The sequence below is a fragment of the Mesorhizobium sp. M0166 genome (assembly GCF_040322255.1).
GTDB lineage: Bacteria > Pseudomonadota > Alphaproteobacteria > Rhizobiales > Rhizobiaceae > Mesorhizobium.
In genome coordinates this window covers 32,384-58,313 of record NZ_JAMYTD010000007.1, presented here as the reverse complement: position 1 = coordinate 58,313, position 25,930 = coordinate 32,384, and the positions used below count along the sequence as shown (strand labels likewise).

The 25,930-nt window shown below is 64.6% G+C and carries 28 protein-coding genes; 24 read left to right on the top strand and 4 right to left on the bottom strand.

All coding sequences use genetic code 11. The annotated features are described in order from the left end of the window. Window positions 1-88 precede the first annotated feature (88 nt). From NKJ46_RS11155 to NKJ46_RS11095, 13 genes are all read left to right on the top strand, one after another. The gene (locus NKJ46_RS11155) at window positions 89-550 is read left to right on the top strand and encodes a hypothetical protein (RefSeq protein ID WP_352664864.1); all 462 of its coding nucleotides are present in this window, start codon (window positions 89-91) and stop codon (window positions 548-550) included. A gap of 434 nt (window positions 551-984) precedes the next feature. Then, window positions 985-2,922, top strand: coding sequence for a DNA ligase D (gene ligD, locus NKJ46_RS11150; RefSeq protein ID WP_502903385.1), 1,938 nt, complete (start codon window positions 985-987; stop codon window positions 2,920-2,922). Window positions 2,923-3,113: 191 nt separating this feature from the next. Continuing rightward, window positions 3,114-4,070, top strand: coding sequence for an ArdC family protein (locus tag NKJ46_RS11145; protein WP_352664860.1), 957 nt, complete (start codon window positions 3,114-3,116; stop codon window positions 4,068-4,070). Further along, window positions 4,067-4,438, top strand: coding sequence for a DUF2958 domain-containing protein (locus NKJ46_RS11140; RefSeq protein ID WP_352664858.1), 372 nt, complete (start codon window positions 4,067-4,069; stop codon window positions 4,436-4,438). Before NKJ46_RS11145 ends, NKJ46_RS11140 begins: the two co-directional genes overlap by 4 nt. A 174-nt stretch (window positions 4,439-4,612) precedes the next feature. After that, the gene (locus NKJ46_RS11135) at window positions 4,613-6,739 is read left to right on the top strand and encodes a ParB/RepB/Spo0J family partition protein (RefSeq protein ID WP_352664856.1); all 2,127 of its coding nucleotides are present in this window, start codon (window positions 4,613-4,615) and stop codon (window positions 6,737-6,739) included. Between the two features lie 86 nt (window positions 6,740-6,825). Next, window positions 6,826-7,302: a UCP036055 family protein gene (locus NKJ46_RS11130; protein WP_352664854.1), complete on the top strand. Its 477-nt coding sequence runs from the start codon at window positions 6,826-6,828 to the stop codon at window positions 7,300-7,302. Between the two features lie 89 nt (window positions 7,303-7,391). Beyond that, window positions 7,392-7,817: a hypothetical protein gene (locus tag NKJ46_RS11125; protein WP_352664852.1), complete on the top strand. Its 426-nt coding sequence runs from the start codon at window positions 7,392-7,394 to the stop codon at window positions 7,815-7,817. Then, window positions 7,814-8,080 carry a DUF6117 family protein gene (locus NKJ46_RS11120; protein ID WP_352447728.1) on the top strand — a complete coding sequence of 89 codons (267 nt, stop codon included), beginning with the start codon at window positions 7,814-7,816 and terminating at the stop codon, window positions 8,078-8,080. The genes NKJ46_RS11125 and NKJ46_RS11120 overlap by 4 nt, the downstream gene beginning before the upstream one ends. 172 nt (window positions 8,081-8,252) lie before the next feature. Then, the gene (locus NKJ46_RS11115; protein ID WP_352664850.1) at window positions 8,253-12,581 is read left to right on the top strand and encodes a strawberry notch-like NTP hydrolase domain-containing protein; all 4,329 of its coding nucleotides are present in this window, start codon (window positions 8,253-8,255) and stop codon (window positions 12,579-12,581) included. After that, window positions 12,578-13,615 (top strand): DUF7146 domain-containing protein, encoded by a 1,038-nt coding sequence (locus NKJ46_RS11110; RefSeq protein ID WP_352664848.1) that lies wholly within the window; start codon window positions 12,578-12,580, stop codon window positions 13,613-13,615. The genes NKJ46_RS11115 and NKJ46_RS11110 overlap by 4 nt, the downstream gene beginning before the upstream one ends. 340 nt (window positions 13,616-13,955) lie before the next feature. After that, the gene (locus NKJ46_RS11105) at window positions 13,956-14,882 is read left to right on the top strand and encodes a DUF2493 domain-containing protein (protein ID WP_352664846.1); all 927 of its coding nucleotides are present in this window, start codon (window positions 13,956-13,958) and stop codon (window positions 14,880-14,882) included. A gap of 57 nt (window positions 14,883-14,939) precedes the next feature. Continuing rightward, window positions 14,940-15,401: a hypothetical protein gene (locus NKJ46_RS11100; protein ID WP_352538295.1), complete on the top strand. Its 462-nt coding sequence runs from the start codon at window positions 14,940-14,942 to the stop codon at window positions 15,399-15,401. A gap of 199 nt (window positions 15,402-15,600) precedes the next feature. Then, window positions 15,601-15,768, top strand: coding sequence for a hypothetical protein (locus tag NKJ46_RS11095; RefSeq protein ID WP_352504281.1), 168 nt, complete (start codon window positions 15,601-15,603; stop codon window positions 15,766-15,768). A gap of 113 nt (window positions 15,769-15,881) precedes the next feature. On the opposite strand, the gene NKJ46_RS34740 is transcribed toward NKJ46_RS11095, so the two are convergent. Next, window positions 15,882-16,208: a hypothetical protein gene (locus tag NKJ46_RS34740; protein WP_502903384.1), complete on the bottom strand. Its 327-nt coding sequence runs from the start codon at window positions 16,206-16,208 to the stop codon at window positions 15,882-15,884. A gap of 741 nt (window positions 16,209-16,949) precedes the next feature. Between NKJ46_RS34740 and NKJ46_RS11085 the strand changes: the two genes are divergently transcribed. The 11 genes from NKJ46_RS11085 (at window position 16,950) to NKJ46_RS11035 (ending at window position 22,803) form a co-directional block, all read left to right on the top strand. Continuing rightward, a complete protein-coding gene (locus NKJ46_RS11085; RefSeq protein ID WP_352547069.1) occupies window positions 16,950-17,276 on the top strand; it encodes a DUF736 domain-containing protein in 327 nt (108 codons plus the stop codon). Between the two features lie 172 nt (window positions 17,277-17,448). After that, window positions 17,449-17,709, top strand: a complete 261-nt coding sequence (locus NKJ46_RS11080) for a DNA -binding domain-containing protein (RefSeq protein ID WP_023715497.1) — start codon at window positions 17,449-17,451, stop codon at window positions 17,707-17,709. Between the two features lie 135 nt (window positions 17,710-17,844). Next, entirely contained in the window at window positions 17,845-18,048 is a 204-nt protein-coding gene (locus NKJ46_RS11075) for a transcriptional regulator domain-containing protein (protein ID WP_352664844.1), read from the top strand. A gap of 16 nt (window positions 18,049-18,064) precedes the next feature. Further along, window positions 18,065-18,610 carry a DUF2285 domain-containing protein gene (locus tag NKJ46_RS11070; protein ID WP_352664842.1) on the top strand — a complete coding sequence of 182 codons (546 nt, stop codon included), beginning with the start codon at window positions 18,065-18,067 and terminating at the stop codon, window positions 18,608-18,610. Between the two features lie 140 nt (window positions 18,611-18,750). Further along, window positions 18,751-19,032, top strand: a complete 282-nt coding sequence (locus NKJ46_RS11065; RefSeq protein WP_352664840.1) for a helix-turn-helix transcriptional regulator — start codon at window positions 18,751-18,753, stop codon at window positions 19,030-19,032. Window positions 19,033-19,050: 18 nt separating this feature from the next. Further along, window positions 19,051-20,211, top strand: a complete 1,161-nt coding sequence (locus tag NKJ46_RS11060; RefSeq protein ID WP_352664838.1) for a replication initiator protein A — start codon at window positions 19,051-19,053, stop codon at window positions 20,209-20,211. Further along, complete coding sequence (locus tag NKJ46_RS11055) at window positions 20,208-20,564, top strand: hypothetical protein (protein WP_352664836.1); 357 nt, start codon at window positions 20,208-20,210, stop codon at window positions 20,562-20,564. The genes NKJ46_RS11060 and NKJ46_RS11055 overlap by 4 nt, the downstream gene beginning before the upstream one ends. Then, complete coding sequence (locus NKJ46_RS11050) at window positions 20,561-21,082, top strand: DUF2840 domain-containing protein (RefSeq protein ID WP_352664834.1); 522 nt, start codon at window positions 20,561-20,563, stop codon at window positions 21,080-21,082. Before NKJ46_RS11055 ends, NKJ46_RS11050 begins: the two co-directional genes overlap by 4 nt. Beyond that, a complete protein-coding gene (locus NKJ46_RS11045; protein ID WP_352664832.1) occupies window positions 21,079-21,624 on the top strand; it encodes a S26 family signal peptidase in 546 nt (181 codons plus the stop codon). The genes NKJ46_RS11050 and NKJ46_RS11045 overlap by 4 nt, the downstream gene beginning before the upstream one ends. A 66-nt stretch (window positions 21,625-21,690) precedes the next feature. Beyond that, window positions 21,691-22,026, top strand: a complete 336-nt coding sequence (locus NKJ46_RS11040) for a DUF736 domain-containing protein (RefSeq protein WP_352664830.1) — start codon at window positions 21,691-21,693, stop codon at window positions 22,024-22,026. A gap of 3 nt (window positions 22,027-22,029) precedes the next feature. After that, the gene (locus NKJ46_RS11035; protein ID WP_502903383.1) at window positions 22,030-22,803 is read left to right on the top strand and encodes a lytic transglycosylase domain-containing protein; all 774 of its coding nucleotides are present in this window, start codon (window positions 22,030-22,032) and stop codon (window positions 22,801-22,803) included. Window positions 22,804-22,910: 107 nt separating this feature from the next. Here the strand turns inward: NKJ46_RS11035 and tnpC are convergent, their stop codons facing one another. From tnpC to tnpA, 3 genes are all read right to left on the bottom strand, one after another. After that, window positions 22,911-24,440 carry an IS66 family transposase gene (gene tnpC / locus NKJ46_RS11030; protein WP_352664826.1) on the bottom strand — a complete coding sequence of 510 codons (1,530 nt, stop codon included), beginning with the start codon at window positions 24,438-24,440 and terminating at the stop codon, window positions 22,911-22,913. A 72-nt stretch (window positions 24,441-24,512) separates the two neighbouring features. Beyond that, window positions 24,513-24,866: an IS66 family insertion sequence element accessory protein TnpB gene (gene tnpB / locus NKJ46_RS11025; RefSeq protein ID WP_352664824.1), complete on the bottom strand. Its 354-nt coding sequence runs from the start codon at window positions 24,864-24,866 to the stop codon at window positions 24,513-24,515. Beyond that, window positions 24,863-25,759 (bottom strand): IS66-like element accessory protein TnpA, encoded by an 897-nt coding sequence (gene tnpA, locus NKJ46_RS11020; RefSeq protein WP_502903382.1) that lies wholly within the window; start codon window positions 25,757-25,759, stop codon window positions 24,863-24,865. The genes tnpB and tnpA overlap by 4 nt, the downstream gene beginning before the upstream one ends. Between the last annotated feature and the right edge of the window lie 171 nt (window positions 25,760-25,930).

Genomic DNA, 25,930 nt, shown 5'->3' with positions numbered 1-25,930 from the left:
ACGAGACAGGAATATGTTCCTTATTTCAACGTAATCTGGAGCAGCAAAGGACCATGGCTCGGCGTCAACCGCGCTGGCCGGCGAAGCTATGGCAAAAACAGCGGAAGACAATTTTCGGATCGAGGTATGGGATCGCGACGAGCAGGCTCTATCGGAAACCATTTCGCGTTCCCCCGATTCAACGGTGAGTCAGGCAGCCTGGCAAGCTGCCATCCGGCGCCGGCCAGGCATGTTGCTGATCCACTACAACAGCCGGCATGTGATGGAGAAAATCCTGACGCCAGGCGAGGTGAAGATACCGCCACAGACCATCATCGACGGCAGCGTTCACGCCGGCCTCGATGTGGCGCTCGGCGATCTTCGCGAATGGCATGTATTGCGGGCCTGGTGCAGATCCTGTTCGCACCATGCAACGGTAAAGCCTGCCGGGCTCATCGAACGCTATGGAAAAGGCGCTCTGTTCAGTTCGGTCGAGCGAGCGCTCTTCTGCACCAGCTGTGACAGGGGCGGGCCGGTCAGGCTGGAAATTCACAAGCTGCCACGCAATTGAGAAGAGCCGAAGGGCGCAGGACCTGATCGATTTTTTCCAGACCAGCTCGGCGCTGGTGTTGGCAAGCCAGTAGCGTCGTTGCCGATCGGCGGCTTGACCGCCTAGGACCGGAACTCAGCGCGATCACAGCTGGTCGGTTTCCACCGTGTCGCAAAGTCATGCGGACCACCGCGGACGGGGACAGTCGGTCCCGCGTCCCGTCCTGCGGCCGGCGCTATGCTGACGCTCCTACGGCTGTCCCGTTCACCGCCCGCGGCGGGGGCGAATTTCCTCCGTCCGGCGCGCGACAATTGTCCGCTGTTGCGGACGCGCGCAGGACTGCGTTTTATACGCCGTTCTTCCTTTGAGCGCCGACGGTCGCCGGCGCGGGATGCTTGGGCATGGAACCGAATCCCAGGCACGGTATTGAATCGGACCATGTATCCGAGTTCCGCATGTCGGCCGTAGACGGCACCCTCAGCAAAAGGCGCACACGGCCCAGAGACTCAGACTCTGTCCCTACATATCGGCTCCCGGAGTTTCGTCCCTTCCAGCTATGCACGCTGACAGACCACATACCGGTGGGCGAGGATTGGCTCTTCGAGATGAAGTTCGACGGGTATCGTGCCCAAGTCGCCATCGCCGGCTCGAATGTCGTCGTCTATACCCGCAATGGCCACGACTGGACCCGACAGTTCAAGGTCATCTTGCCGCCGCTTCAGAGACTGACCAAGGGCGCGGTACTGATCGATGGTGAGATCGTCGCCATCGACAGCCAGGGCCGCACGAACTTCTCCATGCTGAAAACCGGCATTGCCGCGGGTATGCCCCTCAAGTTCTACGCCTTCGATCTGCTTGAATTCGATGGCGAAGATCTGTCGAACCAGCCGCTCCTCGAGCGCAAGGCGCGACTTGAGTCCCTGCTGGGCGCGCGCCGCCCTGACGACAGCCTGCAATTCTCCAGCCACATCGTCGACCAAGGCAAAAGGGTGTTCGACGCCATGTGCGAGGGCGGCCAAGAAGGCGTCATCGCGAAGCGCGCCGACAGCTCCTACGTCGGCGACCGCACCGGGAGTTGGCTCAAGATCAAGTGCACGAAGCGACAGGAATTCGTTGTCGGCGGCTATCGCCCAAGTGACACAGGACATGGCATGGCCTCGCTAATCCTCGGCACTTACGACAATGGCAAGCTCATCTATCGCGGCCGCGTCGGCACGGGGTTCACCGAGGCGATGCGCAAGGACATCCTCGCAAAGCTCGAGAAACGCCGTGTTGAGAAACCGGCTTTCGTCTCCGTTCCGAGAGACATTGCCCGCCGTGCCCGGTGGGTGAAGCCCGAGCTTGTCGCCGAAGTGACCTATGCCGAGGTGACACCGGACGGCAGCTTGCGACATCCAAGCTTTGAGGGCATGCGCGAAGACAAGCGAGCCGACCAGGTGGTAATGGAAATGCCGAAGACGCCGGCAACTCCTGGCTCCGCCAATCTCGATCCCGGAATCGGCAAGGAGATCGCCGCTGCTATCGGCGTCAAGCTGACGCATCCGGACAAGGTCATGTATCCGGGGACCAAGGTGACCAAGGCCATGCTCGCCGCCTACTACGCCGTGGTCGCCGAGAAGATGCTGCCGCACATCCAGGATCGGCCGCTGTCGCTGGTGCGCGATACCGATGGCGACCTGCAGCAGACTTTTTTTCAGAAGCACAAACTGCCAGGCATGCCCAAGGCCATCCATGACGGCCAGTTGGAGAAGATGTCGGGCAAGGAAAGCCGCATCTTGTGGGTCGATGACCTGGCTGGGCTGATCGCAGGCGTCCAGATGAACGTGCTCGAATTCCACATCTGGGGAAGCCGTCGTCAGCAGCCGGATCTGCCGCACCGCATGATCTTCGACATCGACCCCGACGAGGGCTTGGGCTTCACTGCCGTCAAGCAGGCAGCCCTCGACATTCGGGCCATTCTGGAAGTGCTAGGACTGCAATCGTGGCCGTTGCTGTCCGGCGGGAAGGGCGTTCATGTGGTCGTCCCGCTCGTCCCGGAGGCAGACTGGGACGAGGTCAAGAGCTTCTGCCAAGATTTCGCCGAACTGCTGGCCCGTACGGATCCGTCGCGCTTCGTCGCCAATATGAGCAAGGCGAAGCGCAAGGGCCGAATGTTTCTCGATTACCTGCGCAACGGCCAGGGCTCCACCGCAATCTGCCCCTGGTCGACTCGGGCACGCGCGGGGGCGTCGTGCGCGGTGCCCGTCAGCTGGGAGGAGTTGCCCACCTGCGAAAGCGCCAATGGTTTCGATGTTTTCGCCGCCGCCGCGCGGGCTCAGTTGCCCGAAGCCTGGGAAAGTTATTTCGACGTCGAACAAACGCTTACCGACCGGATCCGCCACGCAGTCCGGTAGCCGTGACCATACCTAGATAGTCAGCGACATTTGCTGATTTGGCGCGAACCGCCTTTGCCCCAAGTTCGAGAGCGTCCCCCCTTCTGCGGGAGGCCCCCGCAACGCCGTCTAGAGTGAGAGTACGTACCCGTTTGCCGTGACGGGTTGAGAGCTGGAGGGAAGGCCTCCGGCGCCCGTCGCGGAGAACTGCGATGTCCAGACATTACGCTCGCGCCGGCGCCGACCGGACAAGCCTCTATGACGATATCACCAACAAGATCATCGCCGAGCTGGAAGCTGGGCGCTTTCCCTGGGTGCAGCCCTGGGGCACGGCGGCGGCGCGAGCGCCGCTCGCCTTGCCGGCCAATGCCGCCTCTGGCCGCACCTATTCAGGGATCAACGTGCTAATCTTGTGGGGTGCGGTCGTCGAGCATGGGTTTCCCTTCCAGGGCTGGCTGACTTTCCGCCAGGCGCTATCGCTGGGCGGCCATGTCCGCAAGGGCGAACACGGGACCACCGTCGTCTATGCTGACCGCTTCATCCCTAACGACGAGAAGAACCGCGCGCGGGAAACCGGCGAGGCAGCACAGGCCATACCGTTTCTGAAGCGCTTCATTGTGTTCAACGTAGCGCAATGTGAAAATCTGCCCGACGATCTGGCCGTGGCTCCGCCTGCACCAGAGCCCGGACTGATCGAGCCGGCCGTCGACGCGCTAATCAAGGCGACAGGGATCGATTTCCGCATCGGTGGCAACAGCGCCTACTATGTGCCGGCGCACGACTACGTGCGGGTGCCGCCACCGCAGGCCTATTTCGAGACCATCGACTGGCACCGCACCGCCCTGCACGAGCTTGGGCATGCAACCGGCCATGCCTCCCGCGTCGGCCGTGATCTCGGCGGCGCCTTCGGCACCAAGAGATATGCTTTCGAGGAACTGGTTGCCGAGATGAACGCGGCCTTCTGCTGCGCCTCGCTTGGCATCGTACCGACCGTGCGCCACGCCGACTACCTGGCCTCCTGGCTCGAGGTCCTGCGCAAAGACAACCGCGCCATCGTGCGTGCCGCCTCCCAGGCCAGCAAGGCGGCCGACTGGCTGCTCGCCTTCCTGTCGCAACCCGACAGCGGAGCCAAGGCAGGTCCGGCCGAGATCGACAGGAGGGTAGCATGATCCTCCTCACCGACGAACTGCGCGAGCGCCTGCTCACCAATGGTCGCGAACGCAACGCCGATCACGTCCCGGTCGTGAAGTTCTTCAATCCGCTCGGCGAAGGAACCTGGCTCGCGACCGAGCTGGATGCCGATGGCGACGCCATGTTTGGCCTCGCCGACCTCGGCTATCCCGAACTGGGCAGTTTCTCGCTCCTCGAGATGACGTCGGTCCGGCTGCCCTTCGGCATGGGCATCGAGCGTGACATTCTCTTTGCCACAGCCCTGCCGATTTCGGTCTGGGCAGAGGCCGCCCAGCGGGCCGGAAGCATTCGCGACGCGGAACGCATCCTCTACAACGCCGCCCGGTCCGGCCGAGACGGCGAGTGAGATCTCAGTTTGAGATCCGCAAAGCCGCAGATGCGCGGAGTCGTGTCTGCGGCCCTTTGCCCCTCCAGATCTTCCGTGTGCGGCGTAGTTCTCAGAGTGAGAGGGCTGCGCCCGTCTTTTTGACGGGTTTGGAGGTCGAGAGAGTCTCGGCCGCCCGTCGCGGAGATAATCCCCATGGCAACCGTCAAGCAGAAGATCACCCTCAACACATCGCGCGACATCCCCTTCAACAAGCTGATGCTGAGCCAGTCCAATGTCCGACGCATCAAGCGCGGGGAAACGATCGAGGACCTCGCCGCCTCGATCGGACGGCGCGGCCTGCTCCAGAGCCTCAACGTCCGGCCAGTGCTGGATGGCGAGGGCAACGAGACCGGCATGTTCGAGGTGCCGGCGGGCGGGCGCCGCTATCGCGCCCTCGAATTGCTGATCAAGCAGAAGCGCATGGTCAAAACCGAGCCCGTGCCCTGCGTCGTCACCGACGCCCACAGCGCGGTGCCGATCGAGGAGGATTCGCTGGCCGAGAATTTCCAGCGCGAGGATCTCCATCCCCTTGACCAGTTCCGGGCCTTCCAGACCCTGCACGACCAGGGCGCCAGCCATGAGGAGATCGCGGCACGCTTCTTCGTATCCGCAACGTTCGTGCAGCAGCGCCTGCGCCTCGCCAGGGTCTCGCCCAAGCTGCACGATATCTACGAGCAGGAGGGCATGAAGCTTGAGCATCTCATGGCCTTCACCGTGACCGACGATCACGCCCGTCAGGAGCAGGTTTGGGAGGCGCTCGAAAACTCCTGGTCGAAGGAGCCGCAGCAGATCCGGCGCCTACTGACGGAGACCACGGTGCGCGCGAGCGATCGCCGGGCGCTGTTCGTCGGTGTCGAGGCCTATGTCGCCGCCGGCGGCGTGGTGCTGCGCGACCTGTTCGAGGCCGACAATGGCGGCTGGCTGCAGGACCCCGCTTTGCTCGACCGCTTGGTCCGCGACAGGTTGAAGTCGATCGCCGACGAGATCGCGGCGGAGGGCTGGAAGTGGATCGTAGTCGATGCCGATTTGCCCTACGGGCACAATCACGGTCTGCGGGCACTGGCCGGCACCCCCGTCGATCTGAGCGACGCGGAGCGGGCGGAACGCGAAGCCCTGCGGGCGGAGTACGATCGGCTGGAAGCCAAGTATGGCGAGGCCGACGAACTCCCCGACGATGTCGATCAGCGCCTCGGTCAGATCGAGACCGCGCTTGAGGCCTTCGAGAGCCGGCCGATGAACTATGATCGGGCCGAGATCGCCCGCGCCGGTGTGTTCATCAGCATCGATCGCGATGGCGATCTCGTCGTCGATCGGGGCCATGTACGCCCCGAGGACGAAGCGATGCAGGCGGTTGATGGCGACTCCGCCGAGCCAGCAACCGAGAACGACGATAGCAGACACGATCCTTTGGTCAGCCGCGCCATTATCACCATCGGCGCGCAGGCGTCCGAGCCTGAGGAGGATGACGGCGACACCATCAAGCCGCTGCCCGAGCGCCTGGTCATCGAACTCACCGCCTATCGCACGTTGGCGCTGCGCAATGCCGTGGCCGAGAACCAGCATGTGGCCATCACGGCGCTGTTGCATCGGCTCGTCCTCGACACCTTCGGTCATCGCTCCGCGACCGGCTGCCTCGAGGCGTTCGTCCGACATGTCCACTTGCCGACGCAAGACGCCGAGCTGAAAGACAGCCCCGCGGCCAAGGCGATCGACGAACGCCATGAGGCGTGGAAGGGCGACATTCCGCTCGGTGACGACCAGACTCTGTGGGCTTGGCTCGACAGTCTCGATGAAGCCAGTCAGCACGCACTGCTGGCGCATTGCGTCAGCTATGGGATCAACGCGCTGTTCGAGCGACCTAACCCCTATGGCAGCGGCGTTTCCCAGCACGGGCTGGAGCAGCGCTTGCGCGAAGCCGACCGGCTCTCCCACGCCACCGGGCTCGACATGGTGGATGCGGGCTGGCGGCCGACGGTCGATAATTATCTCGGCCGGGTCACCAAGTCCCGCATCCTCGAAGCCGTGCGCGAAGGTGCCAGCGAGCAGGCGGCTCAACTCATCGACCACCTCAAGAAGGGCGACATGGCCAAGGAGGCCGAACGCCTCCTTGCCGATAGTGGCTGGCTACCCGAACCGCTCCGTCTGATCGATCATGACGCACCGCCCGCGCAGCCGGGCGAGGGCGAGGAACCTGACCTGCCCGAATTCCTCGCCGGCGATGACGAAGACGACTCGGCGGCAGCCGATGAGGTCATCGCACACGCTGTCGCTGCCGAATAGCACCCATCGACGGGGCGACTCCGGTCGCCCCGTTCCACCCTCATGGCCCGACGCCCTGTCGGGCCTTTTCGTTTCAGGAGACATCCATGTCCGCCCACATCGTCTATGACAACGCCCCGCTCGGCTCGCTGATCCAGTACTCGGACGGCACCCCCAAACCGCCGGCGCGCTTTACCCGCAAGCTCGCCGACTGGGGCCGTCGCAACGGCCTCGGCCGTCTGGTCCGCAAGGCATCGCCGCGCGACCGTCCGACCTACAGCGCACCGGCCTCGATCACGCTCAATGAAGGTAACTTCTCCTCCGGCGGCGTCATCCTCGTGACGGTCATGCGAACCTACTCGGTCGACAGCGACCTCAGCTTCAAGATCGTCGAGCCGCCCGGTATCGGCATGGTCCGGGTCCTGCAGCAGATCGGCGACGACGACGAGTTGTTGCACCTCGCCGAGAGCCGGGAGGCGGCCGCACTCTGGTTGGCCAAGACCGGGTACCGCAATGCGCGTCTTGAAGACGTCACCGCTGACGAAGTCGGCGCCGACGTCGTCGAGGGGCGGGCGGCCGCGTAACACCTGCACGCATGGACATCAACCTCGACCCGCCACGGCCGGGGCTCGGAGACGAACGCCGGGCCGCCCTTTTTTTTTAGGAGCAGCAAATGCCGCAATTCACCATCGAGACGACGTACCACCTACCAGTGTTCCGGCATTCAACCTATTTGGCTGAGACACCCGACGTCGCGTGCCGATATGCCATCGAGGACACTGACTGTTCGGGTCAGCGGGAGGATTGCGAGTCCTCGGGCGAAACCCATGTCACCGGCATATGGGAGGGTGCCGGTGCCGCGTATCGTGGACAGGCCATTCCGGTTCATGCACATTTTGGGGAAGCGGTGCAGCGCAAGGCCGCACAATTCGAACTCATGCTGGGCTTGCTCAAGATCATTGTCGGCGATGCTAAGGCCCGCCGACCGACGCCGCCGGGGTGGCTCGGCAAGGCCGAATGGGCGATCGCGCGCGGCGAAGCGATCCTCGCGGGCGCCCGCGATCCAGTTGAACCCGGAGATGCGAAGGACTTGCCATGAGCATTCCCGACCATGCCCGCAGCAACTTCCAGACGCTGCTTCGTGCCGCCAGCGACGGCAACCTCGCGTTGATGGAATGCGCCGACGCGGCGACCGGGCAGCGGCGTTATGTAATCTGCGCGGTCGGGCGGGAGGGCGCGGACTACGTGTTCACCCCGTTCGGTCATCTTGCCGACGGCAATCCCTATGATGCCTACCTGCCGCCCGATCCCGACGACGCCAAAGGTTTCCTACAGAAGTCGGAGCCTGACGGCGGAATATGATCGAGATCGGTTGATACCGGCAAGCGCTCCACCTCATGGCGGGGCGCTTGTTTCATTTTAGCTTCGGCGGGACCTGAGAGGGAGAGGCGGGCCGGGATGGGTTTGAATCCGTGCGGTCCAGAGAGAGCGCCGCGCGGCTCGGTCCTGTCCCCGCTCTCCCGAGGTTCACACCATGTACATGATCTCGCCCGCTGCGGCGGTTCCAACCGCCGCGCCGCTCCCGCTCGCCCAAACCCGTGCAGCCGGCGCTATCTTCGCCGCCGCCGGCCTGCTGCTTCCCCGTCTCGAACGCGGCGAGTGCATCGACGCGACAAAGCTCCGCTCGGCGATGGAAGCCGCATTCGGCGCCTCCGACGCCGCCGGCGCCTGGGACTGGAAGCAGGCCTACGATGCCTGCGAGGCCGCAACGGTCCTTTTCCTCCGCAAGTACGGAAAGGCGCTCTCCCGCAAAGCCGAATCTCCGGCTGCACGGCTGTCCGCTTTGTCGAAGATCGCAGGGCTGATGCCGACGCATACGCGCCGGTCCGAAGAAGCACAGACCTTCCAGCAGTTCTCGACGCCGATTCCGCTCGGCCTGGTCGCCGCAACGGCCGCCGCCATCACGCCCGGCGACCGTGTGCTGGAGCCTTCCGCCGGCACCGGGCTGCTCGCCATCCTGGCCGAGATAGCCGGCGCCTCGCTCATCCTCAACGAGCTTGCCGAGACGCGCGCGGCACTTCTCTCGTGTCTCTTTCCGGGCGTCTCCGCCAGCCGCTTCGACGCCGCCCAAATCGACGACCATCTCGATCCCGGCGCCGTGCCGAGCGTGGTGCTGATGAACCCGCCCTTTTCGGTCATGGCCAATGTCGAGGGCCGCATGGCCGACGCGGCCTGGCGGCACATCGCCTCGGCGCTGTCGCGCCTTGCGCCCGGCGGGCGGCTGGTGACGATCACCGGTGCGAACTTCGCGCCCGACCATCCGACCTGGACCGCCGCCTTCACTCGCCTGCAGGAGCGTGGTCGCATGGTCTTCTCCGCCGCCATCGATGGCTCGGTCTATGCCAAGCACGGCACGACCTTCCCGACGCGCCTCACCGTCATCGACAGGGTGCCGGCGGACGATCCCTCGCTCTTCCCGGATGCTCCCGGCATCGCTCCGGATGCGGCAACGCTCCTCACGTGGATTGAGGAGCGCCTTCCCGCGCGGCCGCCGGTCGTGATGGCCGCCCTTCCCAGCGCGACATCGGCGGTCGCCGCGGCCCGCAAAGTGCACGGCTATCTCACACGCTCGGCGAGTACCACGCCACGCATGTCGATCGCCGAACCGGAAGCCATCGACCTCGCCTATGAGGCTGTCGACTGGCAGGCCGCCGAGAACGGCCAGATCAGCGACGCCATCTATGAGGCCTACGGGCTTCAGGCGATCCGCATTCCCGGCTCGCGGGCTCACCCCACCAAGCTCGTTCAATCGGCGGCCATGGCCTCGGTAGCGCCACCCAAGCCGGGCTACCGGCCGCGCCTACCGAAGAACGTCCTTGACCTGCTCTCGGACGCGCAGCTCGAGACCGTCATCTATGCGGGCGAGGCTCACGCCGAGTATCTCGCCGGCGCCTGGACGCTCGACGAGACCTTTGACATGGTTAGCGCCGCGGCCGATGACGCGGCGGGGGCCGTGCGCTTCCGGCAAGGCTTCATGATCGGCGACGGCACTGGGGTGGGCAAAGGCCGGGAATCCGCCGCCGTAATCCTAGACAATTGGATGCAGGGCCGTCGTAAGGCGGTCTGGATCTCCAAGTCCGACAAGCTCATCGAGGATGCGCAGCGCGACTGGTCCGCGCTCGGCATGGAGCGCTTGCTGGTCACCCCGCTCTCCCGCTTCCCGCAAGGCAGGCCGGTCACGCTGGCGGAAGGCATCCTATTCACCACCTATGCCACGCTACGCTCAGACGATCGCGGCGAGAAGGTTTCGCGGGTCAAACAAATCGTCGAATGGTTGGGTCCGGATTTCGATGGGGTCATCATTTTCGACGAGGCGCACGCCATGCAAAACGCCGGTGGCGGCAAGGGCGAACGCGGCGACGCCGCTCCCTCCCATCAAGGCCGTGCCGGCCTGAGGCTACAGCACGCCCTGCCGAATGCCCGCATCGTTTATGTCTCGGCCACCGGCGCCACTACCGTCCACAATCTCGCCTATGCCCAGCGGCTAGGCCTCTGGGGCGGCGAGCTTTTTCCGTTCTCGACGCGGGCCGAATTCGTCGAGGCGATCGAGGCCGGTGGCGTCGCGGCGATGGAAGTGCTGGCACGCGACCTCAGGGCGCTCGGTCTCTATACGGCGCGGTCTTTGTCATTCTCCGGCGTCGAATACGAACTGCTCGAGCATGAGCTGACGCCCGAACAGGTCTGCATCTATGACGCGTACGCTGGGGCCTTCGGCGTCATCCATAACAATCTCGATGCGGCGATGCAGGCGGCCAACATCACCGGCAGCACCGGCACGCTCAATGCCCAGGCCAAGTCGGCCGCGCGCAGCGCCTTTGAAAGCGCCAAGCAACGCTTCTTCGGCCATTTGTTGACCAGCATGAAGACACCGACCCTGATCCGCTCCATCGCCCGCGATCTGGGGGAGGGCCATGCGGCCGTTGTCCAGATCGTCTCGACGGGCGAGGCGCTCATGGAACGGCGGCTGGCCGAACTGCCGACCGAGGAATGGAACGACGTTCGCGTCGACATCACGCCCCGCGAATATGTCCTTGACTACCTGGCCCATTCCTTCCCGGTGCAGCTCTACGAGCCGTTCACCGACAGCGAGGGCAATCTGTCGTCGCGCCCGGTCTACCGCGATGGCCAGCCCGTCGAGTGCCGCGAGGCGGTCGCCCGGCGCGACGAGCTGATCGCCAAACTCGCCAGCTTGACGCCTGTCCCCGGCGCGCTCGACCAGATCGTCCAGCATTTCGGCACGGACATCGTGGCCGAAGTCACAGGCCGCTCGCGGCGCATTGTCCGCAAGGGCGAGCGCCTGATCGTAGAGAACCGCGCCGGCTCGGCCAACCTAGTCGAGGCACAGGCCCTCATGGACGATCACAAGCGCGTTCTGGTTTTTTCGGACGCGGGCGGAACGGGGAGGAGCTACCACGCCGAACTCTCAGCCCGGAACACGCGGCTGCGTGTGCATTATCTGCTCGAGGCCGGCTGGAAGGCCGACACCGCCATTCAGGGCCTCGGCCGCACACATCGCACCAATCAGGCGCAGCCGCCACTCTTCCGGCCGATCTCGACCAATGTGAAGGCGGAAAAGCGCTTCCTTTCGACGATCGCCCGCCGCCTCGACACGTTGGGCGCGATCACCCGTGGCCAGCGCCAGACCGGTGGCCAAGGCCTGTTCCGGCCAGAGGACAATCTGGAAAGCCACTATGCCCGCGATGCGCTGCGGCAACTCTATCTGCTGATCGTACGCGGCAAGGTCGAGGGCTGCACACTCGAGCGTTTCGAGGCGGCGACGGGTATCAAGCTGATGGATGCCAATGGCATCAAGGACGAATTGCCGCCGATCACCACCTTCCTCAATCGCCTGCTCGCACTGACCATCGAGTTGCAGCGCGTGCTGTTCGGTGCCTTCGAGCAACTGCAGGCGGCGCGCATCGAGGGCGCGATCGCGTCAGGCACCTACGATGCCGGGCTGGAGACGCTGCAGGCCGAAAACTTCGTCGTCACCGATCGGCAGGTGATCTACACCCATCCGCGCACCGGCACCGAAAGCCGCCTGCTCACGATCACCGAACGCAAGCGCAATCGGCCCGTCACGCTCAATGCGGCGCTCGATCATCTCCGCGATCCGCGTGCCTTACTGCTCATCAACAAGCAATCGGGCCGCGCCGCGGTACAGATCCCGACCCCCAGTGTCATGCTCGACGATGGCGAGGTCGAGCGCCGTGTCCGCCTGATCCGGCCGATGGAAAGCCAGAACATGCCGCTCAAGGCTATGGGCGAAACACGCTGGGTCGAGGCCGACCGCGAGGCGTTCACAACTGCCTGGACCGCCGAAATCGCCGGGGTGCCGGAGTTTTCGGACTCGGTCTTGCACATGGTCACCGGCCTGCTGCTGCCGATCTGGAAGCGCCTGCCCAGCGAGTCGACCCGCGTTTATCGACTTCAGACCGACGAGGGCGAGCGCCTCATCGGCCGCCGCGTCTCGCCGGCATGGGCCGCCAACGCCTCTGCGACGAACGTGGTTGCGCTGTCGCCGGAACAGGCGTTGGCGGCTCTGATGGACGGGCGGACGATCCTCGATCTCGCCGAGGATCTCCAGCTTCGCCGCAGCCGCGTCATGGGCGCATGGCGCATCGAATTGTCCGGCTTCACCGACACGATGCGCGAGCGCCTCACCGCCTACGGTCTCTTCCACGAGATCATTTCGTGGAAGCTCAGGATGTTCGTGCCGATCGACGCCAACGGGCTCGCCGTGCTGGAGCGCGTGCTCGACCGCTTCCCAATCGAGGGGGTCAGTGAGCGGGAGGCTGCATGATTCCGCGTCACGCTGCATCCAACCTCGCACATCGCCTCGGCGAACATGCCGAGGCGGTGTGCCGCCACTACCTCTCCAATGGCCGTCGCCAAGGCAACTATTGGACCGTCGGCGACGTCCGCAATGCGCCGGGCCGGTCGATGTTCGTGCGTCTGCGGCCATCCCCGAAGGGACCGCCAGGCAAATGGACCGACGCCGCTACCGGTGAGCATGGCGACCTGCTCGATGTCATCCGCGAATCCCTCGGACTGGTCAACTTCCGGGAAGTCGCCGACGAGGCGCGCGTGTTTCTCGCGATGCCGGATGCCATGCCACCCCGACCGGCCGAGCCGATCACGCAGGTCCCCGTTGGATCTCCAGAAGCGGCTCGCCGACTGGTCGCCATGTCGAAGCCCATTATAGGCACCCTCGTGGAAACGTATTTGCGTGGACGCGGCATTACGACTTTGTACGGCACCGGATCGCTGCGGTTCCATCCGCGCTGCTACTACCGGCACGACGATCAAGGACCGACCGAGACCTTGCCGGCAATGATCGCCGCTGTCACCGACCTCGATGGACATCTGACCGGCGCGCACCGCACCTGGCTCGCACCGGACGGCACCGGCAAGGCACCCGTCGACACGCCGCGTCGGGCAATGGGTGACCTTCTGGGTCACGCCGTCCGCTTCGGCGCACCCGGCAGCGTCATGGCGGCAGGCGAAGGCATCGAGACGACGCTATCGCTCAGATGCGCCTTGCCCGACATGGCGATGGCTGCGGCACTCTCGGCAGCCCATCTTGCCGCCATCCTGTTCCCTCCGAACCTGCGGCGGCTCTATGTCATTCGCGACAACGATCCGGCCGGTGACGGTGCCCGAGACAGCCTGCTCGAGCGCGCGACGGACGCCGGAATCGAGGCAATCGTGCTGTCGCCGGCGATGCAAGACTTCAACGAAGACCTTCGCCATTTCGGACTTGCCGCTTTCCGCGCCTCGATTGCGGACCAACTCATGCGCCGGGATCGCCTGCGCTATCTGACACGGGCAGCATGAGCCGGGAGGGAGAGCGTGTGGCGCACGGTGTAGCCGCATCGCATGGCTGGGAGCCCGCCGGCAGAGAACCGCGACCCGGCCTTCAAGAGGGCGATCGGGCCCACAAACTGGCCGGCCAGGCAATGGCGGCCGCCGACTATTTTCCGGCGGCGCGCGACTGCTCGCGAATGGCAGCGATTGGGCGCGACGCCTTTCCATCGCGAGGCAAAATAGTCGGCCGCCGCCATCCTCCGCTGCGCTCCGGCCCTCCGCTTCGCTGCGGGTGTCGGACCGTCCCGCCCGTGGACTCTCGTCGCCATGAAGGCCGCGAGCGTCGCGGTCAAACCGACGGGAGCATCCCATGAGCGAGCACGACGACACCGAACCGCACCACGCCGCTTCTCCAACCGATCACATCCTGACCGAACTCCAGCTCTATGGCTGGCGCCCATTTGCGGATGAGCCAGATCCGCGACCGCTCCCCGGTGGCGACCACGTGGCCGGAGCCGTGGCCGACATCTTTGACGCCCTCATCGCCACCCTGGTCGACACGCGCCTCGAACCCGACCTCGATGACCTGCTTTGGTCCGTCACCAATGTCTTCCACCGAGCTGTTCAACGGATCGAGCGGCAACTGGACGACAACGAACTGGCCCAGCGCCGCCTGCAGCGCGAACAGGACGGCAGCGAGATCAAGGCGGTTGAACTCGAGACACTCACAGCCCAGGGCCAGACCATGATCGAACGGCGCGATGCCTTCGAGCTGATGCGTGACCAGGCCGCCGACCACTACGATCAGTACACTGGCTCGGCCTGGCGACCGCGCACGGGATCGATGATCAACCACCACCATCTCACCGCCGCAATGATCGATAGCCGCGACTTCCTCGCGGCCCGGCGGCGCGCGGAAACTGAAGTCATGTTGCCGGCTGGCCCCAAGATCGCCTTCTCCGGCGGCGATACCGCCGATCACGAGCTGATCTGGGAAAAGCTCGACCAAATCCGCGCCAAGCACCCCGACATGGTGCTGATGCACGGCGGATCACCGAAAGGCGCCGAAAAGATCGCCGCCCGCTGGGCCGATCATCGCAAGGTTCCGCAGGTCGCCTTCAAGCCCGACTGGAGCAAACATGCCAAGGCCGCTCCCTTTAAGCGCAACGACCAGATGTTGGCGGTCATGCCGATCGGCGTCATCATCTTTCCGGGCACCGGCATTCAGGAGAACCTCGCGGACAAGGCTCGCAAGGTCGGCATCCCGGTCTATCGGCTCGGAAACGGCGGCGCGTAAGCGCCGTCGGAACCTACCCCCTATAAATAGCAGGGGAGGCACGGCATTCTTCAAGCCGTGTCGTTCGAATCCTTTCCCGAAAGCTTCACGCCGGACATCGCGCTCGCCGACACCTTCTTGCGCAATGCCGCCGCCCACCTCGATGGCGCCGACCGGGCGGCGGATCTAGGCAGGCACAATGCGGCCCTTCACGCCATCGCCATCGCCATTGAATTGCTCCTGAAGTCGCATCTTCTCAGAGTCGTGACCGACGATCCCTGGAACCGCCGCCATATCGGGCACGATCTCGGCAAGGCGGCTCTTTACGCCGAGAGAGCTGGATTGGGCCTGCCACCGCAATTGCACAGCGTCATCGCCAAGCTCCATCCTCATTTTCAGCGTGGCGGCTTCCAACGGGACCCATCGCGATCATGGCCGTCCGGTTTCTCGCTCGACGCCCGCCACATCGCGCGGCAACTCGCTCACACTCTCATGGAACATCAGCGTCGCGCCAACGACTCCCGCCCGCTCCTGACTTGAAGATGACCACACCCCGCGATCCATTGCGCTGATCCTTGGTCCGACCGACGGCCTGAAGCCATCAACCCGCAAGGGGTCGGACTACGCGAAGCGTGCCGCCGCTCCGGCTTCGCCTTCGCGGTCATTGCGGCCATCGGCCGGACGCATCGGGCGCCTGTCAGCGGGGGATGGTCCTCCGCTTCAAACAGGAGCCGGGTCGATGTCCTTCGCCGACGCACATGCCTTCGCCTTCAGCCTCGCCGCCACCCTCATGGTCGCCATCGTCATCTTTCGTGCCGGCGACGGCACTCTCTCGGTCGTGCCGGCAAACGAGTATGACGGCGACGACACCGCCATCATCAGCGAAATCGACCCGTTCGCCCCATGACGGGGCGGACATCGCGCCTGGCGATGCAAGAACACCGGCGGGTTTCGCCCGCGCTTCTCTTTTGCTATGCTGTGCACTGCGCCAGGTGGTGGTGGAAGGCGCAATCGCCAGAGCTATTCTCTCGGAGACACCATCATGATCCCGGCATTTTCCTTTGTATCGCGGCCATCGGCATCCTGTGCTGGTTGCTCTTCACGCTTGCTATCTTCGCCCTGCCGTTGTTCGTCGGCGTCAGCGCAGGCACTTGGGCATTCAACACCGGCGCCGGCTGGCTTGGCGCGATCCTCGTCGGCAGCCTCACGGCCGGGCTGACGCTCGGCGTCGGCCAAATCCTCCTCGGCGTTATCAGGCCCATGTGGGCGAAGCTGGCGACCGCGATGGTCTTCGTCGCTCCCGCGATCGTTGCCGGCTACCATGCCACTCATGGCATCGCGAAGCACATGATGCCTTCGGAAATCTGGCAGGTCGTCTTTTCCGTCATTGGCGCGACCGCCGTCGGCGTCACGGCATATCTACGGGTCGCGGGCATGACAGCCGCCGACCAATCCGGCAGGGACGTGGTTCGACCCGCGCGGGCGAGGCGGATGGACCAGACCGACGAAGGCCTAGCCTCCTCCTTATCGGTGGTTGGAGCGATCGGGCTCCATGCCAGGATCGAGCAACGGCCACGTGCCGGCGCGGCCCCGTGTGTGGACTTGGACTTTCTTCGGTCAATGCCCATGGCAGGCCGACCAGTCGGTAGCAGGACGGCAGCGCGGGCGGTGGCGGCGGCGTTGAAGGTGCGTGCGGTTCCCGGCACCTGGAATGCCTGGGCGATGCCGGAGAAGCCTGTAGCGATCTGCCGGAGGCGCGTTGCACGCCAACGTCTCCGTTGCCAATCTGTCCCAAGAGCGCTCCAAACGGCCTCTTCAATGGGCTGATCTGGCCGAAGGACGGCTGAGCCTCGACCGCCTAGGCCGCAACGGCGCGTCTCGACTTTCTTCCCCTGCCGGCTCCCACCCCATGCCGCAAGCGCATGGGGACCCCGAGCGCCGCCATTCCTCGCGAGACAAGAAAGCCGTTCCTGCGCCGTCCTCCGCGCTGCTCCGGTCGCAAGCGATGCGTCATCGGTCGCCTCCGGCCACGTGATCGCCATCGAGGCCGCATGGTGCGGGCTCGGGAACAGAAAACGGAGACTTACAATGGCTACCATCGGCACCTTCAAGAAGACCACCGCGAACGAGTTCACCGGCGAAATCGTAACCCTCAGCGTCCAGGCCAAGAACGTGCGCATCGTCCCAGACACACGCGCCACTGGCGAGAACGCTCCCAGCCACCGGGTGCTGGTCGGCCGCGCCGAGATCGGTGCCGCATGGTCGAAGACCTCCAACGAGGGCCGCGACTACCTGGGTCTCAAGCTCGACGATCCGAGCTTCAACGCCCCGATCTACGCCAACCTCTTCGACGACGAGGAAGGCGAGGGTTTCTCGCTCATCTGGTCCCGTCCGAACGCGCGGCGGGGTGACTAAGGACCCGCGCAGGCCCCGGCTGGAAGGCCGGGGCCTTCTTCCGCGGACGTCGGTTCGGTTCTCCCAAGCCGAGAGCGATGCCGAAACCGCATCGCCTGATGCTTATCAGCTATCCTCCGTCGGCGCTGTTGTTTCTATAAAATGCTTTCACTCTGTGAAGACGAGGCAAGCGATGATCGAGCCGTTTGACGAAACCGCGCCGACCAGTGACGAACTCACCGAATACGATCGGGAACACGTCAAGCTCTATATGCGCCTGCTTGACGCCGCCGACGACGGCGCGGACTGGCGCGAGGTGGTCGAAATCCTCTTCGGCATTGATCTGACGAAGGAGCCACAACGCGCCCGGCGCATCCATGACAGCCATCTGGCGCGAGCGCGCTGGATGGCGCGTGCAGGCTACCGTCATCTCTTGCGTCGACCCGGCAACTAGCACCACAGCGCCTGTGGTTTCGCGGGTGATGCCGAAGTGGCATCACCCGATGCCCGGCAAGGGTCTTCCGCCAATCGCTACAACCCGGAATCGTTTGGAGGCGGGGTCTACGCGTTTTTTGCGAGGAGCTCTTGGATGAGGCCGGATACGTCGCATTGGCGAGACAATGACAGCTACGATTATTTCGATACTTTACCCGTCGAAGGGCTCGCCTGGGAGTGTCTGAGGCGTCACGAACCCTATCAACGGCACTACCAAGCGCTCCTGACCACAAGAGCTGAAAAAGCACCCTTCCACCCTGAGGCACAGCGGCAGTGGGGGTTGCGATTTTCCGGCTAGGCCGGATTTGTCCGCCTTGGCGCAGGACGTTCTGTGGTCGCCTGACGTCGACCCAGCTGTGGTTTCTCTCGTGCCGGCGCCGGAATTCCTGTCGTCCTTGCGATCGGCGCCTTTGACCGGCCTGGGCGTGCTCCACGACAGCCCGGAAGGACGCCACACTGTCCATAGTGCAGGTGTCGCGACCCAACTTCTCCTTCTGCCCGGCAGTGACCCGCACGGTCACCTCGCGGCGCTGATCCCCTTGGACGCAGAAACATTGGGACGGATCGAAGCACTCACCCGTTTCTGGCGTTCCTTGCAGGGGCGCCCGACGGCTTCGGACACGCGTATGACCCCACAGCAGCGGCGCCGCTTTCGTCTGATGATGCAGGCCGCTGACGGCCGTGCGAACGGCGTGAGCTATCGCGACATTGCCGTCGCCCTTTACGGGTCCAAGCGCGTCGCTGCCGATCCTTGGAAAACCTCCGCACTGCGCGATGCGGTGATCGGCCTGGTCGAAGGCGCCACCGCCATGATCGGCGGCGGCTATTTGCAGATCCTGCGCCATCGCCGCCGATTGTAGCGGTTGTGACCCTGGACAGGGGGTGGGATTTTAGCCCCCCTCAACTTCCCCATCCCTTGCGAAGGCCATTCTCCGCCACCGTGGTCGCCGTCCACCGCTGAACGCCAGCGGCTGCCCAAAACCCCACGGAGGCCCGATCCATGCGACCCGATATCGCCGTTTTGCCGCCGCGCTTCCTGCGCACCAAGGAAGCCGCGGATTTCCTAAGCCTGTCCGCCCGCACGCTCGAAAAGCACCGGACCTATGGCACCGGTCCGGCCTACCGAAAGCTCGGCGGGCGTGTCGTCTATGCCGTCGACGATCTTCAGGCTTGGGCCGAACGCGGCGCCGTCACCTCTACATCCGATCCGCGTGGGTCGGTCCTGCCGGCCAAGCGTCATACACCGACGCCGCCGGCGCATGGCGGACGATACGCACGCTGACCGCGCGCGGATTTCCAAATGGTGGCGCGAAACCAAACCCTTTCGGAGCGCGGGCAGCTCGACCTGTTCCGAGCGCTGCCTGGCGACTTCGCCCCACGAGACGCGCAGGATCTCATGGCCTATCCGTTCTTCTCCCTTTCCAAGACCCATCGCATCAGCCCGATCGATTTTGCGGCCGGCAACGTCACGATCCGGATCGAGGCCGTACCCGATCACGGCATGGCGACCATCTGGGACGCCGACATCCTGATCTGGGCCGCCAGCCAGATCGTCGAGGCGCGTGACACCGGGCTTCCCACCGCGCGGCTGATGGCCGCCACGCCCTATGAGATTCTCACCTTCGTGGGCCGAGGCAAGAGTCTGCGCGACTATCAGCGCCTGAAGGCGGGGCTTGATCGGCTGCAGTCGACGACCGTCTCGACGACCATCCGTCAGCCCGCCGAAGGCCGGCGTCACCGTTTCTCGTGGATCAATGAGTGGCAGGAGCGCATCGATCGCCATGGCAAACCCGCGGGGATCGAGTTGATCGTCCCCGACTGGTTCTACCAGGCAGTCCTCGATGACGCGCTCGTGTTGACGATTGATCGCGCCTATTTCGATCTGACTGGCGGGCTGGAGCGCTGGCTCTATCGGCTGGTGCGCAAGCATGGCGGACGCCAGCGCGACGGCTGGCGCTTCGACTTCCGTCACCTTCACCAGAAATCCGGCAGCCTGTCGCCCTACAAGCGCTTTGCCTTCGATCTGCGCGACATCATCCGCCGCCAGCCGCTGCCCGGCTACACCCTTGCGCTGGAAGTGGAGATTGGCGGCCGGGTTCTGCTTGCCTTCGAGCGGATCGGCTCCTGTGGAAGGCCTGTGGACGGCCTCGTGCTATCGGGAACCGGACCTATCGTGCCATCGGGAACCGCAGGCTCGTGCTATCAGGAACCCAAACGGGGCCTAACCTCCAGAAAGCAAAACCGAAATCGCGCCCTTAACTTAGAGTCTAACCCAGAGTCTAACTTTGAAGAGCGCGCGCGTAGTGTGCAGAGGCTCGTCCGGCAAGCCAGCGACGCGCTCAGCATAGACACCGATAAGACCTGGAATGCGTCATCGGTTTCTGGCGGTTGCACCACGGCAACCAACCCTTCCGAAGCCCCCAAACCGCCTCTTGATCCCCGCTCGGGAGGCCCGCGATGATCGTCGCACTCCTCAATCAAAGAGCGGTGTCGGCAAGGCCACTGGTTGCTTCTCGCCGGCAAATTGGCCTGCAAGGGGAATCGGGTCGGCTCCTCGCCGCCCTCATGCTGCCCCGGTGCAACGGTCGCCGTTCCACGGATTGGCGTTGGCCGAGATGCTGGCGCTTCTCCAAGCCCGCCGTCGGCGCGTTGGGGACCGTCGACCAGTCTGCCTTCGTCGTGCGCCCGACCACCGACATGACGCCGCAGCTGCGCGACCGCGTCGCCGCTTTCCAGCACCACGTCACCGTCGCCGACACGCTGCGCGCGAGGCTCGCGCACGAATTTCCCACCGCATCAGGAGAACCGAAATGATTGGCATTGCGGCTCACCGCATGCGCGGAGCCTTCGCGGCCACGCACCACGCTCGCGACGATCTCGTCCATGTCGAACTGACCTGGGTCGAGAAGAGGATCGAGAACTGGATACGGTTCGGCACGCACGTCAAGGAACAGATCGTTGATCGTCGCCGACGCGTCCTGTCCTATCGCCCTGGCACGGTCTTCGCGTTCGTTCGCTGGGCGGCGAACGATTTTGGAACGATCATCTCACGCATCGACATCGTGCGTGCGGTCGCACATGGCGAAGCCTATCAGACACTGCCCTTCGTGCGCCCCGGAGGCGACATCCTGCTGAAGGTCGAGGGCTGGCCCAAGGTCGAGCGCGTGCTGCAGGCGATCGACGCCATCCAGCGCCTCGACATCGAGCCTGAGTTGGTGTCGCCCGATCATTGGCGGCACATCCACAACCGGATAACCGCCGGCCACGCGCCGCGCCGCTACACACTCGACCAACATCGCGCCTTCCTGCTGCGCAAGAGGACCGAGCCGTGACGCGCGCCGGCATCATCCTCGCCAGTGTTCTCGCAACTATGGGCGTCGGCTATCCCGGCCTCACTTCGATGCCCACGAAGCTCATCTGGAATGCATCAGCTAGCGCACCGATCGGCTTCTACACGATCGACTTCCACCGGCCGTTCGAGGTCAGCGATCTTGTCGCCGTGGACGCGCCCGAGCCACTCGCTGCGTTCCTCGATGAGCGCGGCTATCTGCCGAGGGGCGTTCCACTCCTGAAGCGCATCCTTGGCGTATCCGGGCAACGGGTCTGTCGCTCGAACCTCACCATCACTGTCGATGGAATCGAGGCGGGCGCGGCGCTCGAGCGTGATCGGGCCGGCCGTGACCTTCCGGTCTGGCAGGGTTGCCGCCGCATCGCGACCGGCGAAGTCTTCCTGATGAACTGGCAGGTCCGCGACAGTCTCGACGGCCGCTACTTCGGCCTCACCTCCACCGCCCAGATCATCGGCCGCGCCGTCCCACTGTGGACAGACGAGGACGGCAACGGCCGCTTTGAATGGCGCGCGCCGACGCGGTGAGCGCGCGACCGGCGGCGCGCGTCGTGCCGCCAGCCTTCACCGCACCACTGAAAACAGGAGCCAAACATGCAACAGATCGGGGAATTCACGCGCCAGAAGACTGGCTATAGCGGGCGCATCCACACGCTCAGCCTCAACCTGGATATCGCCATTGTGGCGGCAGAAGCGAGCGAAACGGAGAATGCGCCTGACTACCGCATTCACGCCGGAAACGAGGACGGCCCCGGGATTGGTGCCGGCTGGAAACGCTCCAGCGAAAAGGCCGGAGACTATGTCTCGATCCAGCTCGACGACCCGACCTTCGCGCAGCCGATACGCGCGAACCTCTTTCGCAATGGCGACGACAAGACGTCCTGGTCGCTGCACTGGGCGCGACCGCGCGACCGCAGCGAGAAGGATTGAACGATGCGCGCTCGCCGTCCGTCGACGAGCCATCGCGGTGCGCCCGGGCCGCTTCGCGCTGCCCGGCGCATGGCTCTGCTCCTGCTTTGCGGCCTGTCCGTCGCGACCGTCATGCCGGCTGCGACCGTGGCGCAGGACTTGGCCGTCCCACGGTCGTCCCAACGCGATCCGTTCGGCGCGCATATCGCAGAAGCCTCGCACCGCTTCGGCGTTGCGACCGCGTTGATACGCGCCATCATGCGCAAGGAGAGTGCGGGCGATGTGCGCGCCGTCTCCAGCGCAGGCGCCCGCGGCTTGATGCAGATCATGCCCGGTACATGGGACTATCTGCGCGCCCGCTGGTCGCTCGGCCATGATCCATTCGATCCCCGGGACAACATCCTGGCCGGAACGGCGTACCTGCGCGAACTGCACGATCGCTTCGGCTCGCCCGGGTTTCTGGCCGCCTACAACGCGGGACCTGCACGCTACGAAGCCTACCTCACTGGGCGTCCGTTACCGGCCGAGACCCGCGCCTATGTCGCGACGCTCGCCCCGCTTGTCGGAGGCCGCGCGACCACCCGCCCTTTCGCCGTCACGTCTGCCGAGGCCATTCCGTGGAAGCATGCCTCGCTCTTTGCAGGTCAGCCGAGTCGCCAACAGGCTGTCGCCTCCGTACCGGCCGAGCGACCGCCAAATGACGCTGGCTCCGCACCCACCGTGCGCGATGTCTCCGCCATCGTGCCGCTGTCCGAAGCCCTCTTCGTGGCGCGAGCGGGCGAGGGGATCCAGCCATGACCGCGCATGGGCGTCTTCGCACAGCCGCGAGCACCAGCGCACCGTGGCGTGGATGGAGGCGGAAGGTGGGCAGAACAACCGTAAGCGTCCGGAGCTTGCACGTGAGGTCAGGTCTTGACAGGAACTTGGGCTTTCCAGTTCCAGGGGATGAGTTCATCCAGTCGATTGACCGGATATCCATCGACCATGCGGCTGAGCACATCGCGCAGCCAGGCGTAGGGCTCGACGTCGTTAAGTTTGCAGGTTTCGATCAGCGAACACAGCACCGCCCATCGATGGCCGCCGCCGTCGCTGCCCGCGAAGAGGTGGTTCTTGCGGCCGAGACTGACCGGGCGGATCGCGCGCTCGACAGGGTTGGTGTCGAGCTCGATGCGACCGTCGTGCAGAAAGCGGGTCAGTCCGTCCCAGCGCGAAAGCGCGTAGCGAACCGCCATGGCGAGCGTGCTGCGTCCCGACAAAAGCGGAAGCTGTGTTTCGAGCCAGACCCGCATGGCATCGACAATGGGTTTCGAGCGGCTGCGCCGAGACGCCAGCCGGTGCACCGGCGATTGACCGCGAACATCGGCTTCTACTGCATAGAGTTCGCCGATCCGTCGCAGGGCTTCCATCGCTATCGGCGCGTTGGTGGCCTGCGACACATCAAAGAATTTGCGCCTGGTATGGGCCCAACAGGCAGCAAGAACTATGTCTCCCTTGACGGTGAGCTGCTCGAAGCCGGCATAGCCGTCGACGTGCAGCACGCCCTTGAAGTGCTGAAGGTGCGATACCGGACGTTCGGCCTTGCGGTCCGGCGCGAACAGATAGACCGCAGCCGGCGGTTCCGGTCCGCCCCATGGCCTCTGTTCACGGGCATAGACCCAAAGCCTGCCGGTCTTGGTGCGGCCGCGGCCAGGATCAAGCACCGGAACCGGTGTGTCGTCGGCAAAGAGATAGTTGGAGGCGAACACGCTTTTGGCAAGCCGGTCGTGCAGGGCTTCGAGCCACCAGCAGGCCCCGCCAACCCAGCCGGCGAGTGTCGAGCGCGGAAGATCGACACCGCTGCGGGCGAAGATCTGCGATTGTCGGTAGAGCGGGGTATGGTCGCAATATTTGCTGACCAAAACCTGCGCCAGCAGCGCCGGCGTGGCCATGCCGCCGGCGATCAGCCGCTCCGGAGCCGGCACTTGCACAACCGTCTCGCAAGTCCGGCAAGCATATTTGGGTCGCGTCGTCCTGATCACGCGAAGCTGCGCTGGTACCCAATCCAGCATCTCGCTCACGCTTTCGCCGATGCTATGCAGCGCGTCACCGCAGCCCGTGCAGACTGTGCTGCCGACATCGAGCAGGACATTCTCGCGCGGCAGATGATCGGGCAGCGACTTGCGATGGGACGGCCGCTCGACCGACGGCTTGCCGACAATCGGGCGGCTCTCCTTGATGCGCGCGATATCGCCATCGAGGTCTTCCAGCGCGAGCGCGAGTTGGTCGGGATCGAGCTGCTCGGAGCTGCGGCCGAACTGCGCCCGCTGGAGCTTTTTGATGATCGACTGAAGCCGCTCGATCTCCCCGTCGCGGCTCTCGACCGCAGCCGCCATGTCGCGCACGAGACGCTGCAAAAGCTGCGGGTCGGAAGGCAGATTCGCAATATCGATCAACATGACCGAATCTATCACAAACAGCCCCAAAACCCAAGGATTCCGCGCCTGTTTGGGCCAGTCGACGAGCAGATTTCAGCCTGCCAGGGCAGGCCTCCAAACACGCTCGGGAGCGCGCCAGTCGATGCCTTCGATCAGCATCGCAAGCTGCGCCGGCGTCAGCGTGATCGAGCCATTGAAGCCGGCCATCACCGGCCACGCGAAGCTGCCCTGGTCGAGCCGTTTTGTGAACAGGCACAGGCCGTTTCCATCCCAGAACAGGATCTTCAGCATCGACGCCTTCTTGCCCCGGAAGGCAAACAGATGGCCCGAGAACGGGTCCTGCTTCAGCGTTTGTTGCACCAGCATGGCGAGCCCGTCGAGACCTTTGCGCATGTCGGTATAGCCCAGAGCCAGATGCACTTTCACGCCTGCGGGAACGATCATCATCTTCCTGTTCCTCCGCTTCCGAGATGCTCACGAACGGCATCCGGATTGCTGCCGGCGGGCGCAAATACGCGCCGGCCGTCGGGCAGATCGATCGCCGTCATTCCATCGGGCGGCTGCACGAGGTCACGCAGCAGAAGTGCCGCTGGCGTGCCCTCAGTCAGCGTGACGGGCGCAAGCTTCGCGCGCTTCTTCTGCGCCACGCCGAACTGCACGCGCCAGCGGAACAGCATGCCGGTGACGATCCCGTGCTTGCGCGCGACCTGCGAGACGCTGACACCAGGCTGGTCGCTCTCCAGCGCAATGGCGTGCTTTTCCGCGTCGCTGAAGAAGCGTCGGGCAGGTTGCCGGCGGGCGCCTGGATCATCCTTCGGGGCGGCGGTCAAGCTCGATTCCGCTAGCGTTCCGCTAGCACTAGTGCCAACGACCGGGCGGGCGGAGGGATGAAGATGCGCCCGCCAGTCGATTTCGACCTCGCCCTCGTCCAGTCGGTCACGCCATGTGCGCAGGCTCGTCGGCGAAAGATGCAGCGCGGCGGCGTATTCACGGATGCCCATGCCGCTCCAGTTCATCGCCTCGACATGCATCGCCCAGAACGCCTGGACAGCACGGTTACGCACATCCGTGCTCACCGCAAAGCGCAGCCGAGCACGCTTTTTCTGCCGCTTCGCTCGCTCTTCCAGGCGCTTCTGGCGGCGCAATTCCACCTGATATTCCGCATGTTTGCGCGCTGCGTCGTTGCCCGCGAAGTACTTCAGCCAACGATCGAGCGTGTCCTTCGTCAGGCGATGCACACGGCAATATTCCGTCCGCGTCAGACCGCTGCGCCGCCACGCCTCGACGTGAACCACCCAGTAGGACTGCCGCGCGTTGTTCTCGAAATGTCTCAAATTCACCGGAGATCCTCCATGCTACGAAGGAGCCCGACATGTCGCGCAATTGCACTACTCGATCAGGGTGCAGAGACCGGACGCTTACGAACAACCGGAAGATGGCTAGATAAAAGGCCGCGAGGTGCGGCGTCGATCGGTCGTGTTGTTTCAAGTGGTTATGCCGCATTTCCGCGA

Excerpts from the sequence above, each read along its gene's own strand:
- NKJ46_RS11140 (WP_352664858.1), top strand. The coding sequence starts at position 4,067 with ATGATCCTCCTCACCGACGAACTGCGCGAGCGCCTGCTCACCAATGGT.
- NKJ46_RS11035 (WP_502903383.1), top strand. The coding sequence starts at position 22,030 with ATGCGCGCTCGCCGTCCGTCGACGAGCCATCGCGGTGCGCCCGGGCCG.
- NKJ46_RS11055 (WP_352664836.1), top strand. The coding sequence starts at position 20,208 with ATGATCGTCGCACTCCTCAATCAAAGAGCGGTGTCGGCAAGGCCACTG.
- NKJ46_RS11060 (WP_352664838.1), top strand. The coding sequence starts at position 19,051 with ATGGTGGCGCGAAACCAAACCCTTTCGGAGCGCGGGCAGCTCGACCTG.
- tnpB (WP_352664824.1), bottom strand. The coding sequence starts at position 24,866 with ATGATGATCGTTCCCGCAGGCGTGAAAGTGCATCTGGCTCTGGGCTAT.
- NKJ46_RS11105 (WP_352664846.1), top strand. The coding sequence starts at position 13,956 with ATGAGCGAGCACGACGACACCGAACCGCACCACGCCGCTTCTCCAACC.
- NKJ46_RS11145 (WP_352664860.1), top strand. The coding sequence starts at position 3,114 with ATGTCCAGACATTACGCTCGCGCCGGCGCCGACCGGACAAGCCTCTAT.
- NKJ46_RS11155 (WP_352664864.1), top strand. The coding sequence starts at position 89 with ATGGCAAAAACAGCGGAAGACAATTTTCGGATCGAGGTATGGGATCGC.
- NKJ46_RS11065 (WP_352664840.1), top strand. The coding sequence starts at position 18,751 with ATGCGACCCGATATCGCCGTTTTGCCGCCGCGCTTCCTGCGCACCAAG.
- NKJ46_RS11120 (WP_352447728.1), top strand. The coding sequence starts at position 7,814 with ATGAGCATTCCCGACCATGCCCGCAGCAACTTCCAGACGCTGCTTCGT.
- tnpC (WP_352664826.1), bottom strand. The coding sequence starts at position 24,440 with ATGTTGATCGATATTGCGAATCTGCCTTCCGACCCGCAGCTTTTGCAG.
- NKJ46_RS11130 (WP_352664854.1), top strand. The coding sequence starts at position 6,826 with ATGTCCGCCCACATCGTCTATGACAACGCCCCGCTCGGCTCGCTGATC.
- NKJ46_RS11095 (WP_352504281.1), top strand. The coding sequence starts at position 15,601 with ATGTCCTTCGCCGACGCACATGCCTTCGCCTTCAGCCTCGCCGCCACC.
- NKJ46_RS11075 (WP_352664844.1), top strand. The coding sequence starts at position 17,845 with ATGAGGCCGGATACGTCGCATTGGCGAGACAATGACAGCTACGATTAT.
- NKJ46_RS11110 (WP_352664848.1), top strand. The coding sequence starts at position 12,578 with ATGATTCCGCGTCACGCTGCATCCAACCTCGCACATCGCCTCGGCGAA.
- NKJ46_RS11085 (WP_352547069.1), top strand. The coding sequence starts at position 16,950 with ATGGCTACCATCGGCACCTTCAAGAAGACCACCGCGAACGAGTTCACC.
- NKJ46_RS11115 (WP_352664850.1), top strand. The coding sequence starts at position 8,253 with ATGTACATGATCTCGCCCGCTGCGGCGGTTCCAACCGCCGCGCCGCTC.
- NKJ46_RS11135 (WP_352664856.1), top strand. The coding sequence starts at position 4,613 with ATGGCAACCGTCAAGCAGAAGATCACCCTCAACACATCGCGCGACATC.
- ligD (WP_502903385.1), top strand. The coding sequence starts at position 985 with ATGTCGGCCGTAGACGGCACCCTCAGCAAAAGGCGCACACGGCCCAGA.
- NKJ46_RS11125 (WP_352664852.1), top strand. The coding sequence starts at position 7,392 with ATGCCGCAATTCACCATCGAGACGACGTACCACCTACCAGTGTTCCGG.
- NKJ46_RS11040 (WP_352664830.1), top strand. The coding sequence starts at position 21,691 with ATGCAACAGATCGGGGAATTCACGCGCCAGAAGACTGGCTATAGCGGG.
- NKJ46_RS11080 (WP_023715497.1), top strand. The coding sequence starts at position 17,449 with ATGATCGAGCCGTTTGACGAAACCGCGCCGACCAGTGACGAACTCACC.
- NKJ46_RS11050 (WP_352664834.1), top strand. The coding sequence starts at position 20,561 with ATGATTGGCATTGCGGCTCACCGCATGCGCGGAGCCTTCGCGGCCACG.